This window comes from Bacillus horti (assembly GCF_030813115.1).
Lineage (GTDB): Bacteria > Bacillota > Bacilli > Caldalkalibacillales > JCM-10596 > Bacillus_CH > Bacillus_CH horti.
Window position 1 is genome coordinate 101351 of sequence record NZ_JAUSTY010000009.1, and the last position, 15333, is coordinate 116683.

12 protein-coding genes are annotated in these 15333 nt (G+C 40.7%); all 12 read left to right on the plus strand.

The annotated features are described in order from the left end of the window. The 12 genes from J2S11_RS12060 to J2S11_RS12115 all read left to right on the plus strand — a co-directional run bounded on the left by J2S11_RS12060 (window position 1) and on the right by J2S11_RS12115 (window position 15299). On the plus strand, window positions 1-1737 hold the full coding sequence (locus J2S11_RS12060) for a phage tail sheath family protein (protein ID WP_307394855.1): 1737 nt from the start codon (window positions 1-3) through the stop codon (window positions 1735-1737). Between the two features lie 22 nt (window positions 1738-1759). Next, window positions 1760-2194, plus strand: a complete 435-nt coding sequence (locus J2S11_RS12065) for a phage tail protein (RefSeq protein WP_307394857.1) — start codon at window positions 1760-1762, stop codon at window positions 2192-2194. 152 nt (window positions 2195-2346) lie between these two features. Continuing rightward, window positions 2347-2724: a phage tail assembly protein gene (locus tag J2S11_RS12070; protein WP_307394859.1), complete on the plus strand. Its 378-nt coding sequence runs from the start codon at window positions 2347-2349 to the stop codon at window positions 2722-2724. Between the two features lie 20 nt (window positions 2725-2744). Continuing rightward, window positions 2745-2912, plus strand: coding sequence for a DUF6760 family protein (locus J2S11_RS12075; protein WP_307394970.1), 168 nt, complete (start codon window positions 2745-2747; stop codon window positions 2910-2912). A 14-nt stretch (window positions 2913-2926) separates the two neighbouring features. After that, the gene (locus tag J2S11_RS12080; RefSeq protein ID WP_307394861.1) at window positions 2927-3385 is read left to right on the plus strand and encodes a phage tail protein; all 459 of its coding nucleotides are present in this window, start codon (window positions 2927-2929) and stop codon (window positions 3383-3385) included. Between the two features lie 59 nt (window positions 3386-3444). Continuing rightward, entirely contained in the window at window positions 3445-6999 is a 3555-nt protein-coding gene (locus J2S11_RS12085) for a hypothetical protein (RefSeq protein ID WP_307394863.1), read from the plus strand. Window positions 7000-7020: 21 nt separating this feature from the next. Continuing rightward, window positions 7021-7650, plus strand: a complete 630-nt coding sequence (locus J2S11_RS12090) for a CIS tube protein (protein ID WP_307394865.1) — start codon at window positions 7021-7023, stop codon at window positions 7648-7650. A gap of 7 nt (window positions 7651-7657) precedes the next feature. Beyond that, the gene (locus tag J2S11_RS12095) at window positions 7658-8764 is read left to right on the plus strand and encodes a phage late control D family protein (protein WP_307394867.1); all 1107 of its coding nucleotides are present in this window, start codon (window positions 7658-7660) and stop codon (window positions 8762-8764) included. Then, window positions 8761-9480: a phage baseplate assembly protein V gene (locus J2S11_RS12100; protein ID WP_307394869.1), complete on the plus strand. Its 720-nt coding sequence runs from the start codon at window positions 8761-8763 to the stop codon at window positions 9478-9480. The genes J2S11_RS12095 and J2S11_RS12100 overlap by 4 nt, the downstream gene beginning before the upstream one ends. Window positions 9481-9493: 13 nt before the next feature. After that, window positions 9494-9895, plus strand: a complete 402-nt coding sequence (locus tag J2S11_RS12105; protein WP_307394871.1) for a GPW/gp25 family protein — start codon at window positions 9494-9496, stop codon at window positions 9893-9895. Window positions 9896-9922: 27 nt separating this feature from the next. Next, a complete protein-coding gene (locus J2S11_RS12110) occupies window positions 9923-12946 on the plus strand; it encodes a putative baseplate assembly protein (RefSeq protein ID WP_307394872.1) in 3024 nt (1007 codons plus the stop codon). A gap of 55 nt (window positions 12947-13001) precedes the next feature. Further along, complete coding sequence (locus tag J2S11_RS12115; protein WP_307394874.1) at window positions 13002-15299, plus strand: baseplate J/gp47 family protein; 2298 nt, start codon at window positions 13002-13004, stop codon at window positions 15297-15299. Window positions 15300-15333 lie beyond the last annotated feature (34 nt).

Genomic DNA, 15333 nt, shown 5'->3' on the forward strand with positions numbered 1-15333 from the left:
ATGGCAGAATATTTATCTCCAGGAGTATATGTTGAGGAATTTGATAGTGGCGGACAGCCCTTAGAGGGATCAAGTACAAGTACGGCTGGTTTTATCGGGTTAGCCCAAAGAGGAGCCATTCAAGGACTGCCAGAGCTTATTACTAGTTTTGCTGATTTTAGGAGATTATACGGTAGCTACCTATCCGAAAATGAATTTGGTGAATATAGATTTTTAGCGTACGCTGTGGAGCACTTTTTTATTAATGGTGGATCAAGATGCTATGTGATGAGGGTTGCCCCACCTAATGCTAAATCGGCAAGCAATGTATCGGAGGGATCTGAGGGGGGCGCAGTCTTACATATCACAGCTAAAAACCCCGGCGCCTGGGGCAACCAAATCCGTATAGTGCTAGAGCCGGATAGCAAGGCAAAAACACAAATCTATGATGTGCTTGAGGGGAATACGTATCGTGTTAAAAATAGTGCAGGCTTCAATGCTGGGGACGTTGTTTCCTTCATTGATGGAGAATCGGTTGTTTACAACAGAGTTGTTTCCGCACAGGATAATGAAATTAAGCTAAAAAACGCTCTAGAGGGCGATGTGGTAGATCAGAATTTATTGCCAGAAAAAATCCTAGCTACATCAGAGTTTAATATCCACGTTTTTTATGGGGACGAGGCGGAGACGTTTGAGAAGGTTTCTCTTAATATTTCTGCTCCAAATTATATCGATAAGGTTCTAGCGCGTTCCGCTATCGTTAATGTTAGTGTACAGGCTGACCACCTAGATCAGGAATCGATTCTCCCACCTGTGCAAGTTATTTCTGGGGGAGAGGCAGTCCTGCTTTCCTATCAGATTACACTTAGTGGTGGAAGTGATGGCTCAGCAGGTCAGCTTTCAGCAGCCGATTATAATGGAGAAGACCTTGGGCCTGGGAAGCGCTCGGGTATTCAAGCGTTTATTGATAACGAAGAGGTTAGTATTATTGCGGCGCCGGGAATTACGGACCCTAACGTACAATTAACCCTAGTAGCTCATTGTGAAAACGTAAAAAGCCGCATAGCGGTACTGGATATACCACGTGATAAAACGAAAGTTGCCGATGTATTAACCCATCGTAACATTTTTGATTCAAGCTATGCGGCTATGTATCACCCATGGCTACAGGTATTTGATCCGTTAGACAAACGGAATATTTATATCCCACCGTCAGGCTCAGTTGTAGGTGTCTTCTCACGTTCAGATCAAACACGTGGGGTGCATAAAGCTCCTGCAAATGAAGTGATTAGAGGGACAGTAGGATTAGACGTTCAGTATAACAAAGGGGAGCAGGACATTCTTAATCCTAAAGGTGTTAATCTTATTCGCACATTTACAGGACAAGGAATCAGAGTGTGGGGAGCAAGAACCTGTTCGTCGAATACGCTTTGGAAGTATGTCAACGTAAGGAGATTATTTATCTTCTTAGAGGAGTCTATTAAAAACGGAACGAACTGGGTTGTTTTTGAGCCGAATGATGAGCAGCTATGGGCGAGAGTTCATCGCACCATCGATGCCTTTTTAACTAGAGTTTGGAGAGACGGCGCTTTAATGGGTAGCAGTCCTTCTGAGGCCTTTTATATTAATATTGGTCGCAGTACGATGACCCAGGATGATATTGATAACGGTCGACTGATTTGCGTAATTGGAGTAGCCCCTGTTAAGCCGGCTGAGTTTGTCATCTTTAGAATTACACAAAAAACGAATGAGGAATAGGGGTTAGAAAGGAGAATGCTAAATGGCTGCTGAAAGAAAAGATCCTTACCGGAATTTTAGATTTAGAGTAGAAATAGATGGATTTCAACAGGGGGGCTTTAGTGACGTATCAGGCTATGATGCAACTGTTGATGTGATTGAATACAGAGAAGGCAATCAGGTGACGACTGTCTCCAAGCTGCCGGGCTTAACAAAGTATGGCAACATTACACTGAAACGTGGTGTGACCGATTCCTTGGAGCTATATAACTGGCTAAGTGAGTGTGTCAGTGGCAAAATTACAAGGAAATTAGTGACTATTATCGCCCTTGATGAGGAAGGGAACGATGTAGCAACTTGGCAGGTTAGTGAAGCATGGCCAACAAAATATAGTGCGCCAGACTTTAAGGGGACAGGGAACGAGGTTGCGATTGAATCTCTAGAAATTGCTCACGAGGGCATGCAGAGAACAAAATAAGAATGAGTTTGTCCTACGGATGAGTTCCGAATGACAGAATAATGAAAGCTAATATCTGGTTAAAAAGTCACTTCTTTTGGAAGAGCTACATGTTCATTTTAAGAGAAGGGACTTTTTAAACCTACTATGAACTAGAATGGAGTGTCGGCCAAATGGCTTTTCAAACAGAATTTTCTTTTGATTTACCAAAGGGTTTCGTGGATGAGGAAGGTAATCTTCATAAAAAAGGTAGGATGCGCCTTGCTACTGCAGCGGATGAAATTTTACCTATGCGTGATCCGCGCGTTCAGCAAAACCCAAGCTATCTAACGATTATTATGTTAGCCAGAGTTATTACAAAGCTCGGGGATCTGCCAGGAATCGATACGAAAACGATCGAGAGTCTTTTTACAACTGACCTTGCTTTTCTACAAAATTTCTACCAGCGTATTAATGAATTAGAAAATCCGAATCTGAAAACTCAATGTCCGAAATGTGATCATTCCTTTGAGGTGCCGCTGGATTTTTTAGAACTGAGCAGGGAGGCATAGTAAGCTACCCAATCGATAAAATCTATGAAGAGGTTGGTTTCATAGCCTATTATTTCCACTGGTCTCAGGAGGAGATCATGAATATGGAGCATCGCGATCGCCGAAAATGGTGTGATGAAATATCTAAAATTAATCGTAATGTCAATGGTGTCGAAGAAAAGAAAAATCCATTTGACGTGTTTAGTTAGAGGTGAAGAAAAAAGTGCCAATAAATATGAGTATGCCCCGCAGGAATGTCATGGGTTCCTTTAGATTTTTTGTGGAGCTAGGGGGAGTTTTCACGGCAGGTTTTTCGGAGGTCACAGGCTTACAGACTGAGCAGGAGCTACATCAGTATTATGAAGGTGGGCTTAATGAGTATCCTCATCAGTTTCCTAAAAGAATGAAGTATTCTAACCTAGTACTCAAAAGGGGAATCTCCCATTCAACCTTACTGTGGGAATGGTATATGAGCGTACAGCCTGGCCAGTCCTTTAGGCGTGATGGAGCAATTATCTTAGTGGATCGGTCTGGCATGGAAATATGCAGGTGGAACTTTACGGGTGCCTATCCCATCAAGTGGTCTGGACCTGATCTTAATGCCACCCGTAATGAGATTGGGATCGAGTCTATAGAATTGGTCCATACTGGCTTAAAGGCTATTTACACTAAATTAATTTAAGCTGGAGTGAAGGCTAACGTATACTGTTTAGGAAGTTTGGCTAAGTGAGGAGAAACGATATGAAGATAAGCAAATGGGTTATTAAAAGCACCAGTATTCAACCCTCCTTAAAAAGAATAAGTATCTCTAATTCAGGCTTTATTCATCGTATTCTAAACAAGTATTCGAATATAGAAAAAAGTTATTTAGGGCACTTAGCTTTATTTTTCTTAAAGCATTTACGTTCAGGATCAGGAGACTTAACTACTGCATATCATCAGTTTGTTCAAATCTTACAGGTCTTACAAGTAGGAGAGCAGGCTTCAAAGATAAAGGAAGGCTACTATTCTATTAATCAAGAAGTTTTCATAGATAATCATTCTAATTCTTATTCCTTTTACTCAGATGTTAGCAACACACTGAGACAAACCCAACGATTAATGAAGAATCTATCACCTATACATAGTAATGATCGGGCTTATTATAATCACTATATTCACTCAGTGAACCTAAATGCATTATCTATCAAACAGATAGTAATGAGACAAAATAAGGTCACTTTAGAAAATTTGAAAGAAATAGAAAAGCTATCAAGGAATGAGAGCTTTTCCCTTCATCTTGCTTGGGTTCATGGAATTTTTAGCCGTCATAATTTGTTTGCCATTAAAGCTATTAACCAATTTCAGGAACGCTTTCTTTCAGACGATCGCAGAGAGAATAGATGGACTCAGGGTGAAAATAGCTGGACTATTGAACGTAGTTATGAACATCAGCTTAACTATCAAATGAATGACTTAGAGCTTATTATAAAGAATATCAATTTGGTAGATGATCACGAGTTTATTTTTCCCGCGCATCGTATTTCCAAAGCCGTTGAAGCTATAAGGTCAGATAGAAGTAAGATTTTAGCATTGCAAGAGTCAGCGGTGTATAAAGAAAATTCGGTTTTGTTCAAGAAAAGTACTGATACAGGTCTGAATGAAATTGGCTCCTTTTCTATAGAGACAGGTTCATTATTTAGCCACTTAGATCATGAGCATTCGCTTATGCAAGTCATTCATTGGAAAAGGTTTATGCGCTTGACGTCTACAGATTTATGGCGTCAGTTAGTATTAGCTAGAGAAAGGAAGCTATTATTTACACAAGTATTGAGTTTAGAGCAAACCGAACACTCTAGCTTAGCTGCTATGTCAGCTGGATTGGAAGATCATAGCAGCCCCGAGTTTAAAAATAGTCTGGAACAGAAAATTAGCTACAGGCTTTCAAGGTGGATAAATCAAGCAAACATAGTCGAGTCTATTCAGAGTTTGAGGAACGTAAACCGTTTTGAACGTACAGGTCGAATCATTTGGATGAATAGACAGCAATCTGTAAGGATTTCAGAACGCTTTAAAAGCTATCTGATTAAGACTAGTCATAATCTTACAAGTAGCTCCTATTGGATGAACAGATTGGAGCTTATACACAGCAGTAAATATCTAAGCAGGGTGAATCATTTAGAAGAGGGCAATAGCAGAGCTAATGTTGTTCGAAGTAAAGAAAGAAAACACAGGAATGACCTTATAAGTACCATTAAGCGAGAAAACAGAACTGATGTCATACGGAGTGAAGAAAGTATACACGGAACTGATCTCATAAAGAGTTTGGAAAGTAAAAACAGAACTGAGCGTACGCTTAATGATGAGAGCCAGAATAGAGTTGATTTCTTAAGAAATTTTGCGAGTCAAAATACAGTTAATTTCATAAGAAATATTGAGAGTCAAAATAGAGTTGATTTCACAAGAAATATTGAGAGTCAAAATAGAGTTGATTTCACAAGAAATTTTGAGAGTCAAAATAGAGTTAATCTCACAAGAAATATTGAGAGCCAAAATAGAGTTAATTTCATAAGTAACTTCGAGAGCATGAATAGGTATGACTATATAAATAACTTTAAAAGAGAGAATAGAGTTTTTTTCACCAGTCATATAGATAGTTTCAGTGCATCTAAGCCTATAAGTAAAAAAGAGAACTTAGATATTTCAGTGCTTACTAGGAATTTTAAGCTGATAGACAGCTTATCGAATAGAGCTGGATTAATGAATCCAGCTAGTAAAGTTCAAGGGGTTCTAAAGCAATTATACAGCTTCCACCAGCGAGGCAGTCTGAAGATACTAGCTAGCTTAACTCTGGACGGTCAAGATAGACTAGAGTATATACCTAGTCTTCGTAACAGGGATAGCTTAAAGATATTAAATAGCTTGGACCTTAATACCTTAGAGCTTATAGACTACGTTGAAGACTTAGGTAGCTTCAAGGGCGTAAACAAGTCTAAGCCTTTAACCATGCAGGAGTCTAAAAGGGAAGCTAAGCTTAGAAGTAATCTAGCAAGTTATTCAACAAGCATAAACAGGCTTGAGCTTATGAGCAGAGGAGTGTTTTCCAACAGGCTATATCGTGTATCCAATTTGGGTCTAGGAACACAAATAGAACTTTTGATCAGGTCAAACTATTCTAGTAGCCTTGATGTTGCTTTAAGTAACTTTGAATCTATTCATCGTATTCAACTCAAATACATACTTAATGACGAGATTAGAAGCAGAGTGGAGCAAAAGAACGGGTCTGTGTCCTTAAACAGAATGAATCGTCTAAACATTTTAGGGTTAGGGTTAGCTAGCAGATTTAAGCAAATTAGAAGCACTACTTTAATCCAACGTCTAGAGCGCATATTTAGCTCTACGTTCACAGATCGTTCTAACTCTATTAATAGACTTGAGCTCATTCGTAGCTCTGAACGGATCCATAATGAACTTCTAACAGCTGCAAGCTTAAGTCATACAACTGACCTATTATTAAACGCCGCTGCTAGAATAACTGGTATAAAAAAAAGGTTGAACGATCGTATGATAAGGAAGAACCGGGAGCCTTATTCATTTATACAGCAGGCATCAAAGCAAATGTTATACACAAATAGCTTCATTAAAGAGAATAAGCTTCATATCCTTCATCAGACTAATCAGCAGAATTTGCTTGAATCTAGCCTTCAATATAATTCTCAAACTACGTCTGTATCGAACAGAACGAGCCTTGGATTGAGTTTAGGGTCAATTGTGAGTAGCAAGCCTGCTAATTTAGGCACTTTATTAAAACTAAACAGGGTAGATCACTTGGACTCATTGAGGGAGTGGTCTGGAGTATCTAATATACAGGGGGCTATGAGTAGAAGTTTTAGCCTTGCCAATAAAGAATCTACCTTTGAAAGCCAAGTAGATGTCCGTCCAGCAGAGCTTCAATTCATGAGCGATCCACCAGATCCAGTTGTACATGCTGTTAAGCAAACGACTCAGCAACGAGAAACGGAACGCTCTACATCTATTGAAACTGACTCTACTAATCTTGTAGCCATTGATCACGCTAAAGCTCAGAAGCTTCAAATCATTGAAGAATTACATGAGAGGGTTGGGGAGCTACAAGGGAAGGTGCAGCATATTTCCACAGATCACGAGCGTTTGAAAATAGATGTTAGCGAGAATCATAAACAGACCTCCTTAGATCTCGATTCTCCCGACTTTAATCTGGAGGAGTTTATTGATCGAATTTACGTCCAGCTAGAAAAGAAATTTGAATTTGAAAGACAACGCAGAGGTTTATTTTAAGTAAAGTAAGGGTGATCAAGCATGTCATTAACCAAAGCACTAATCATTGCTGATTATGGAAACAGGAAAGAGGAAAAGATCGATGTTTTATTTAACCCTAATGAATATTCGCTAGATACGGAAAACGATTATACGTGGCATACATCAGCAGGTTTATCTATGCCTGTAGGGCAATTTATTAGCGGGAAAACCCCTTCTTTAACGATGGAGCTTTTTTTTGACACGTATGAATCTCAAAAGGATGTAAGGGATTATACAAAGAAAATTACGAAGCTGATGGCCATTGATTCTGATCTTCATACTCCACCGATGTGCAGGTTTGTCTGGGGCTCCTTAGATTTTCGTGGAATCGTCCAAAAGGTAGGACAGCAGTTCACCATGTTTTTGCAATCGGGAATTCCGGTGCGGGCCACGTTAAAGGTCACCTTCCAGCAGACAAAAACGGTCAAAGAGCAGTATCAGGACATACCCAGACAATCTGCAGATCGGACGAAGCAGAGAATGGTTCATCATGGAGAGCAATTGTGGATGATTGCGAATGAGGAGTATGAGGACCCAACGCTTTGGAGAAGTATCGCTAAGGCCAATCACATTTATAATCCTATGCAGCTCGAAAATGGAAAACGATTAATTGTTCCAAGGCTGGAGTGACAAGACAATGAGTAATTTAAAGCTGAGTACGAAAACATATTCCTTTCAACAACTAGAGGAGAAATATCGTGGCTTTTTAGCACCAGCGTTTCAGATATTGGTTGAAGGAAGTAATATTCAATTAGAAGGAATGGTTTTATCTAATGTAAAGGTGTCTACGTCTATTCAAGCTACAGCTGATACATTTTCATTCACTGTATCAAATGCTTTTGATTTCGGTAAAAGAGAGTTCGATTCCTCTTGGATAAACAAATATTTTTCACCCACTAAATCAGTAGAGATCAAGATGGGGTACGTAGATCGATTTGAAACGGTCATGGAAGGGATTATTACGAAGATTAGCTATGAGTATCCTAAAAATGGTCATCCCTCCATTCATGTAACGGGAATGGATCTATCCTTCTTGATGATGAGAGGGAAGAAAATTAAGTCATGGTCAGATAAATCTTATAGTGAGATTGTCACTGAAATTGGGGGAGATTACTCTCTCAAGCTTGATGTGGATAGCTGTCCCAAAACCAACAGTCATCATGTTCAAAACTTTAAGGACAATTTTAATTTTATAAAAGGGCTGGCCAAAGAGGTGAACTATGATTTTTCAATCGTCGGGAGAACGTTATATTTCAAAAAACCTTTAACCCAGGCAGCCTCAGTTATAGAACTAGAGTGGGGCAAGCATCTGCATAGCTTTTCGGCGACCCATGATATTAGTCAGCAGGTTAGTAAGGTGCATGTCTATGGTACAAATCATAAGAGTAAAGAGGTCTACTCTGGTGAAGCGGCTCAAATCAATAAGCTAGGCTCAAACGCGAAAACAGGTGCAGATTTGATGCGTAGCTTTGGGACGAATGCAGATGATTACAATAAGGAGGAGCTTCAATCTGCGGAAGAGGCTAAGCTTCGGGCAGAAGCGATTCTAAATGAGACGGCGATGAATTTAGTGCAAGGAAATGGTGAATGCATAGGTCTTCCGGAAATTCAAGCAGGCAGATATTTGAAGCTTGCAAAATTAGGACGACATCTAAGTCAGCCCTACCACATCCTTACGGTCACACATTCCATAGGAAAAACGGGATATACAACGAGCTTTACTTTTAGGGGGAATGCTATATGACACCTTTTTCAAGCTTTACAAGTGCCAATGCAGTCTCAAACCACCGTGTTGATGGCGTTATGATCGGAGTAGTAACAGATAACAATGATCCTGAAGGACTGGCAAGGGTCCGATTAAACCTTCCAGGCTTTACGGAGGAGAGTGAAACAGATTGGGTTAGAATAGCCACCATGATGGCGGGAAAGGATCGTGGTAGTTTATTTATTCCCGAGGTTGGTGACGAGGTTTTAGTTGCTTTCCATCTAGGAGATATTCGCTCCCCCTTTGTTATTGGAGCACTATGGACGGAGGAAAGTGAATCTCCAAAATCGGCAGAAGGAAATAATGTCCGTAAGCTGAAGTCAAGGTCAGGGCATGAAATTATTTTTGATGATGACGATGCGGAAGGGAAAGTGACGATTCTTTCTAGTAAAGGCCATAAGCTTGAGCTAGACGATAAAAATGATCAGCTGACGATCAGTGAGCAAAGCAGCAAAAATCAAATTGAAATTAAGGGTGGCTCCGCGAATGAAATTGTCATTAAAAGTGATTCCACTACTATTTCATTGGACGCACAGGGGCAGGTTAAGATAGAGAGCAATCAAAAGGTAACCATACAATCCGCAGATATTAATATTGAAGCGAAGGCCCAATTAAATCTAAAGGCCAGTGGAGCCATGAATTTGAAATCTGACGGACTTATCACTATTAAAGGCAGTATGGTCAAAATAAATTAAGGGGATTGATCCAATGGGCAAAAGCTTTTTAGGAAGGGGCTGGAAATTTCCAATTCAGGTTGATGAGACGACGGGGAGAATTATGACCTCGGAGTATGAGGAGGATATCCAAGAATCTCTACAAATTATTTTGCGTACCTCAAAAGGTGAACGAGTGATGCGTCCAGATTTCGGTTGCAGGCTCAGTGACTTCAGCTTTTCCGTCATTGATGAAACCACGATTCGACTTATGCAGACGAGTATCTTAGAGGCGGTACAGGCTTGGGAGCCTAGAGTGCATCAGGTAGAGGTTAAGATCGACCGCGATAAGGAAGAAATGGGGAAGCTTTGGATCAGGCTTACTTATGTGGTGCGTACAACAAATAACCTTTTTAATCAAGTGTATCCCTACTATATCTATGAAGGTGCGAAATAGGGTGAGAGTATGAAGGATGAGCACAAAATGAATAAGGGGAGCTTTAGCTCACCACTGATCAGTTCGAAGGATAGACAGGGATTGGTTAAGCAAATTAGGGAGCTTGCCCCGTATTATACTCCAGAATGGCGTTTCTCAGAGCATAATCCAGATGTAGGATCAACATTAGCTCTGACAGTAGCAGAGATGATGAATGAGAACATTAAGCGCTTAAACAAGGTTCCCTTTAAAAACTATATCGCTTTTTTAAATCTGTTGAATAGTCGTCTACAAGCTGCCAAGCCTGCCACTGCTTACGTTACATTTGAAGCGGTGAAGGGTGTTAAGCATCCTGTACATATTCCTAAAGGAACTCAGCTTGCAGCAACAAGAGAAGAAGAAAAAGTGATTTTTGAAACGCTAAGCAGTTTAGTCATTACTCCAGCCCGTGTAAGCCACTGCATTCAAGTATGTCCTAGCTCTGATCAAATCGTGCAGGGAATGGCAGGTGAGTCTGGTGGCTTGGATCAGAACAAAAATATGCAGGAGCATGCTCTATTTATAGCCCAAGATGATATGTTTAACGTAAGAGAAGCCACTTGGTTTACTATAACCCTTGAGAACAGAGACGCTAAATATACGGAAGCAAGCATGTATAAAAGCTTAGCGGATACTGGAATTACTGAGTGGCTGTATCCAACTGCAGAGGGTTGGATTCCTTTTACTGAGATACTTTATGATAATGATAGGCTCCTTCTAAAAAAGAACACAAAAGACAGAATTGTACGCTATCCGATAAATGGTCAGGACAGATTTTGGATAGTCTGCAGGAAAAAGAAATTGTCAGATACAGATGAATCTCATGGACGCATTAGTCGACTTAGCCTTAAAGCAGAGTATGTAGATATAGATAATCAGGGTGGTAGCTTAGCTGAGCAGATTTTTCAGGATGACGTTGAATTAGATCAAGAAGGTTTCTTCCCCTTTGGTAAAACATTTGCCCCTTACTCTGTGTTTTATATAGGAAGCACAGAAGTTTTAAACAAAAGAGGTAGTAGGATTAGCATAACCTTTGATTTAAGTTTTCTGTCTCAGCGTTTGTATCCGAATGTAGAGCCTTATGTAGAGTGGAAGCTGCTAATGAAAAAGTCTACCTTTCATAAAAAGGAGTACCCTCCAATCAGTATTGCTAGCGTTATTTGGGAATATTGGAACGGGAAGGCATGGGTCAAGCTACAGACGAATGCTGGAAGTGAACGGGTGTTTCAAAATCCTGAGGGACAACAGGTGACCATTCAATTTATATGCCCTGACGATATGTATAGCTCATTTGTTAATGCCCATGAAAACTATTGGATTAGAGCTAGAGTTCTTGATGTGGAGCATTTATACTCACCCGATCCTGTTTACCAGACTCCATGGATAGAAAATCTGCGCTTATCTTATACATACAGTAGCCCTGTTTTACCACAGGCCTGTCTAACTTTAAATAATCTTTCTTATACGGATGAAACAGCAGCCTTACTTAGCTCTACAGGAAGCTTCAAGCCTTTTCATAAGCTTGATGTGAACTACCCCTCATTGTATATAGGGCTTGATCAAGCGCCGCTGAAAGGACCAATTAGTATGCTGATTTCCATTGCTCCTAAAAGCAAAGAACAACAGGTAAAGGGATATATTAATTGGCAGTATCTAGCTAATGAAAGTGGTAGAACGGTATGGAAAGTGTTACATGTTGTGGATGAGACAGAGCATTTTACCAGAAAGGGTATCCTTCAATTTTTTGGAGCCAATGATTTTAGAGAGCAAAGCTTATTCGGTAAGAAAGGGTACTGGATTAGAGCCAGCCATGTTAAACACAGTCACCAGCATGCAAATCATCAATGGGCAGTAACCCCTTTTATTCAAGAGCTGATGTTAAACGTAACAAAAGCCGTCCAACAAGAAAGAATCGTGTGGGAAATTCCTAGTAAAGTAAGCGGGTCTGAGGAATATCAATTGGAACATGGCAATGTACTAGAGGAAGAAGTTTGGGTGGAAGAAACGAATTCAATCAGCAAGGATGAAGTAGATGAGCTCTTCAATCGGACATCTGAGCAGATAGAGGTGCTTTATGATAGTGAGGGAAATATCCAAAAAGTATGGGTCAAGTGGTGCCCTACGGAGCATATTCTCGAATCCCTACCTACGGACAGACATTATGTCATACATCCACATTCTGGGAAGCTAAGATTTGGTGATGGTAGGCATGGAAGAGAACTACCTATAGCTAGTGAGGAGCAGCTAAAGGTTTCCTATAAGACAGTAAAAGGAAGACTGGGAAACGTAGCGGCACAACAGATTACTGAGCTGTTAAAACCGATTCCTTTTATTCAAGGAGTAATAAATCATGAGGCTGCTAGTGGTGGTAGTGACACTGAGAGAATGGAACAAGCAGTAAGGAGAGCTCCGCAAAGGATAAGGCATGGGGATCGTGCTGTTACGGCAGAGGATTTCGAGCAGCTTGTAAAGGAGAATTTCCCCTCCATAACACAAGTAAAATGCCTCTCTAATTACAACGCAGATTTAGTAAAAGAACCTGGTTCTTTAACACTAGTTGTTTTACAGCAAGGTGGCAAAATGGATCGGACGAGCTTTCCAGTCTATAAGAAGCAAATCGAACAGCTCCTCTTACAAAAAACAGCTAATGTCATCGCTTTTCCACAGCAAATTAAGGTCATTGAGCCGGTGTATGTAGAGGTTTCTGTTTATCTTTCTTTAGTCATACATCCAGATGAGGATCAAATAATGATTGAGGAGCAAGTGGAACGACGAATACGCTCATTTCTGCATCCTGTTACAGGCTATCTCCAGCAGCAGGGCTGGGAAATTGGACAGTCTATTCATCCTTCTGTTTTCTACAGCTTGCTTTCTTCCATTCGGGGAGTTGAATATATCGAAAGATGCACCTTAACGTTGGTAGGCGAGAAAAATGGAGAGAGAGTGGAAATAGATGAGCAACAGGCTGCAAAGCTACTTAATGGGATTATTTGTAACGGTGTTCACTCTATTCAGATTAGGGTTAAAGAATAAGCCCATATGACCAAATGTAATATAGAACAAAACAAATGAAAGGAGGGAATGATCTATGCTGAAGCTCCCCCATTTAGATGATCGGATGTACACCCAAATAGTTGAGGAAGCTAGGAAACGAATTCCTACATTAACGGATGAATGGACAGACCAGAATGCTCATGATCCTGGCATAACGTTAATGGAGCTGTTCTCATGGCTTATTGAAATGCAGCAATATCATCTTGATCAAATTACGAGTAAGCATGAGCGGAAGTACTTGAAGCTTATGGGAATGATACCTCAGCCTGCTCAGCCTGCTTCTGTTGACGTTTTTTTGAGTGGGGTAGATAGAAAGATATTCCTTCCTCAGGGCACAAAATTTGGAGCGAGAGATCAGATATTTGAAACGCTTGAAGAGCAATGGCTTTTACCTGTTGAGGTAGATAAAGTACTGGTTTGGTCAAAGGGAGAAGGTGTTGATTACTCGATTGCTAATGATCATGTGGGCTCTACTTATTTTGCGTTTGGGGACAAAGCGGAAAAAGGAAATCGCCTGTATCTTTCATTTCAAAGTGAATTACCTGTAAATGAGATTGTTCGACTATCCTTTTCACTCTATGAGAGCTACCCTGTTTCTATGATTAGAGGAAAGCACGATCCAGTAGCCATTCCCCCGGGTCGAATCTCGTTGTTTTATTATGGAAGAAATAATGACCATGGGACGGATTGGCTACCCGTAGTGGTTGAGCAAGATCAGACAAATCACCTGTCCTATAGTGGTTCGATAGATGTAAAGCTTCCTACTCAAATGGTAAGCAGGACGGTACATCCAGCAGACGATAAAAAGCGTTACTGGCTGTATGCTCAGGTAGATCAGTCAGGGTACGAGCTATCCCCTAGGATTGATAAGCTTGAGATCAATACGGTTCGGGCACAGCAAACGGAAACAGTGTGCCATTACCAAAACTTCTCAAGTACTGGACAAGGGAATCAAGCTTTTCTTTTAAAGCATTATCTTCATACTTATGGAAAGCTTGATGTCCAAGTTTATGAGGAGCAGGGCTGGAGGGATTGGTGTTGTATCCAGTCAGCTTCTGAAGGAGCGGGTGAAGAAAATACTTATGAGCTACAGGAAGTCCCACACAACCTGAAGCAGCTTGTATTCAGGGATGATCATCATAGAAGAGTACCTGAGCAGGGAAGAAATAATATTCGTGTACTAGCGTACGAGTCATCCAATTCCGAAGCTGTATGGTTAGGGAGAAGTAATGGTTTACCCTATCAACGGTTTGAGCTTCCAAGAAAAGGAGAGGGAACATACTTACAGAGGATTGAGATTCAGGTAGGATTCAAAGAGATAGAAACGAATGAATGGATCTGGCAGGACTGGATCAGAGTGGCAGACTTTGATCAATCCGGATTAAATGACCGTCATTATATCCTTGATCCTGAGGGGAAATTCATTCAGTTCGGTAATCATGAGCAGGGTCTTATCCCACCTAAGTCAGAGGAAAGAAATATTAGAATTACTTTTCTACAATTTGGTGGGGGTGAAAGAGGAAATATAAAGAGTGGCGTATTAGATCACATTATTGTTCCTACCCAGCAAGCTAAAGCTGTTAATGAACACAAAGGTAAGCCTCTGAAGATTGGGGGGAATCTTGAAGGGAGTCTTGGACAGGTTACAGCCATTAACTTTTATGATGCTAGAGGAGGTCAAGAAGCTGAAAGCATTGAAGCTGCTAAAAAAAGGCTACTTAACCGTCTGCGTCAGCCTACACGTACAGTGACGAATTCAGATATTGAAGCCCTCGCAAAACGTACACCTGGTGTACGAGTAGCAAGGGTAAAGGCCATTCCGCTCTATGTGAAGGGGCTACAGAATTATCCTCAGGAGAAGGTAGCTGGACAGGTTACTATTGTGGCAGTACCTTTCAGTGAACAGGAGCTTCCTGTTCCTAGCACAGGTTTCTTACAGACAATAAAGCAGCATTTAGAGCCTTTTCGTCTACTGACGACCCAGCTTCATGTTATTTCTCCTGAATATATAAAAGTCTCTGTTTATGCTGTACTTGTTGTTGATCCAGAGGTAAAGGATACGGGGAGAGTAATGGACACCTTACATACGCTCCTAAACCCTTATGATCACTTTGGGGAAGAGGGTTGGGATTTTGGTAAAGCGGTGACAAAAGCAGAAATGATTAGTCATATAAGTAAGGTTTCAGGTGTTGTCTATGTTCAGGATATATGGCTTAACGGAGAAGGAGGAGGCACCGTGAAGAATAGTAATGGAGATATTGTCATCCCCCCGCATGCTCTTGTTTACTCCGGTCAGCATGACATTACTCTGATTGGTCGCCAGGAACTCTAGGTATATAAAATTAACACGTCGAGTAAATAAACGA

What these genes read in the sequence shown, in the direction of transcription:
- J2S11_RS12100 (WP_307394869.1), top strand. Translation starts at nt 8,761, where the DNA reads ATGACACCTTTTTCAAGCTTTACAAGTGCCAATGCAGTCTCAAACCAC.
- J2S11_RS12090 (WP_307394865.1), top strand. Translation starts at nt 7,021, where the DNA reads ATGTCATTAACCAAAGCACTAATCATTGCTGATTATGGAAACAGGAAA.
- J2S11_RS12065 (WP_307394857.1), top strand. Translation starts at nt 1,760, where the DNA reads ATGGCTGCTGAAAGAAAAGATCCTTACCGGAATTTTAGATTTAGAGTA.
- J2S11_RS12060 (WP_307394855.1), top strand. Translation starts at nt 1, where the DNA reads ATGGCAGAATATTTATCTCCAGGAGTATATGTTGAGGAATTTGATAGT.
- J2S11_RS12105 (WP_307394871.1), top strand. Translation starts at nt 9,494, where the DNA reads ATGGGCAAAAGCTTTTTAGGAAGGGGCTGGAAATTTCCAATTCAGGTT.
- J2S11_RS12095 (WP_307394867.1), top strand. Translation starts at nt 7,658, where the DNA reads ATGAGTAATTTAAAGCTGAGTACGAAAACATATTCCTTTCAACAACTA.
- J2S11_RS12085 (WP_307394863.1), top strand. Translation starts at nt 3,445, where the DNA reads ATGAAGATAAGCAAATGGGTTATTAAAAGCACCAGTATTCAACCCTCC.
- J2S11_RS12070 (WP_307394859.1), top strand. Translation starts at nt 2,347, where the DNA reads ATGGCTTTTCAAACAGAATTTTCTTTTGATTTACCAAAGGGTTTCGTG.
- J2S11_RS12110 (WP_307394872.1), top strand. Translation starts at nt 9,923, where the DNA reads ATGAATAAGGGGAGCTTTAGCTCACCACTGATCAGTTCGAAGGATAGA.
- J2S11_RS12115 (WP_307394874.1), top strand. Translation starts at nt 13,002, where the DNA reads ATGCTGAAGCTCCCCCATTTAGATGATCGGATGTACACCCAAATAGTT.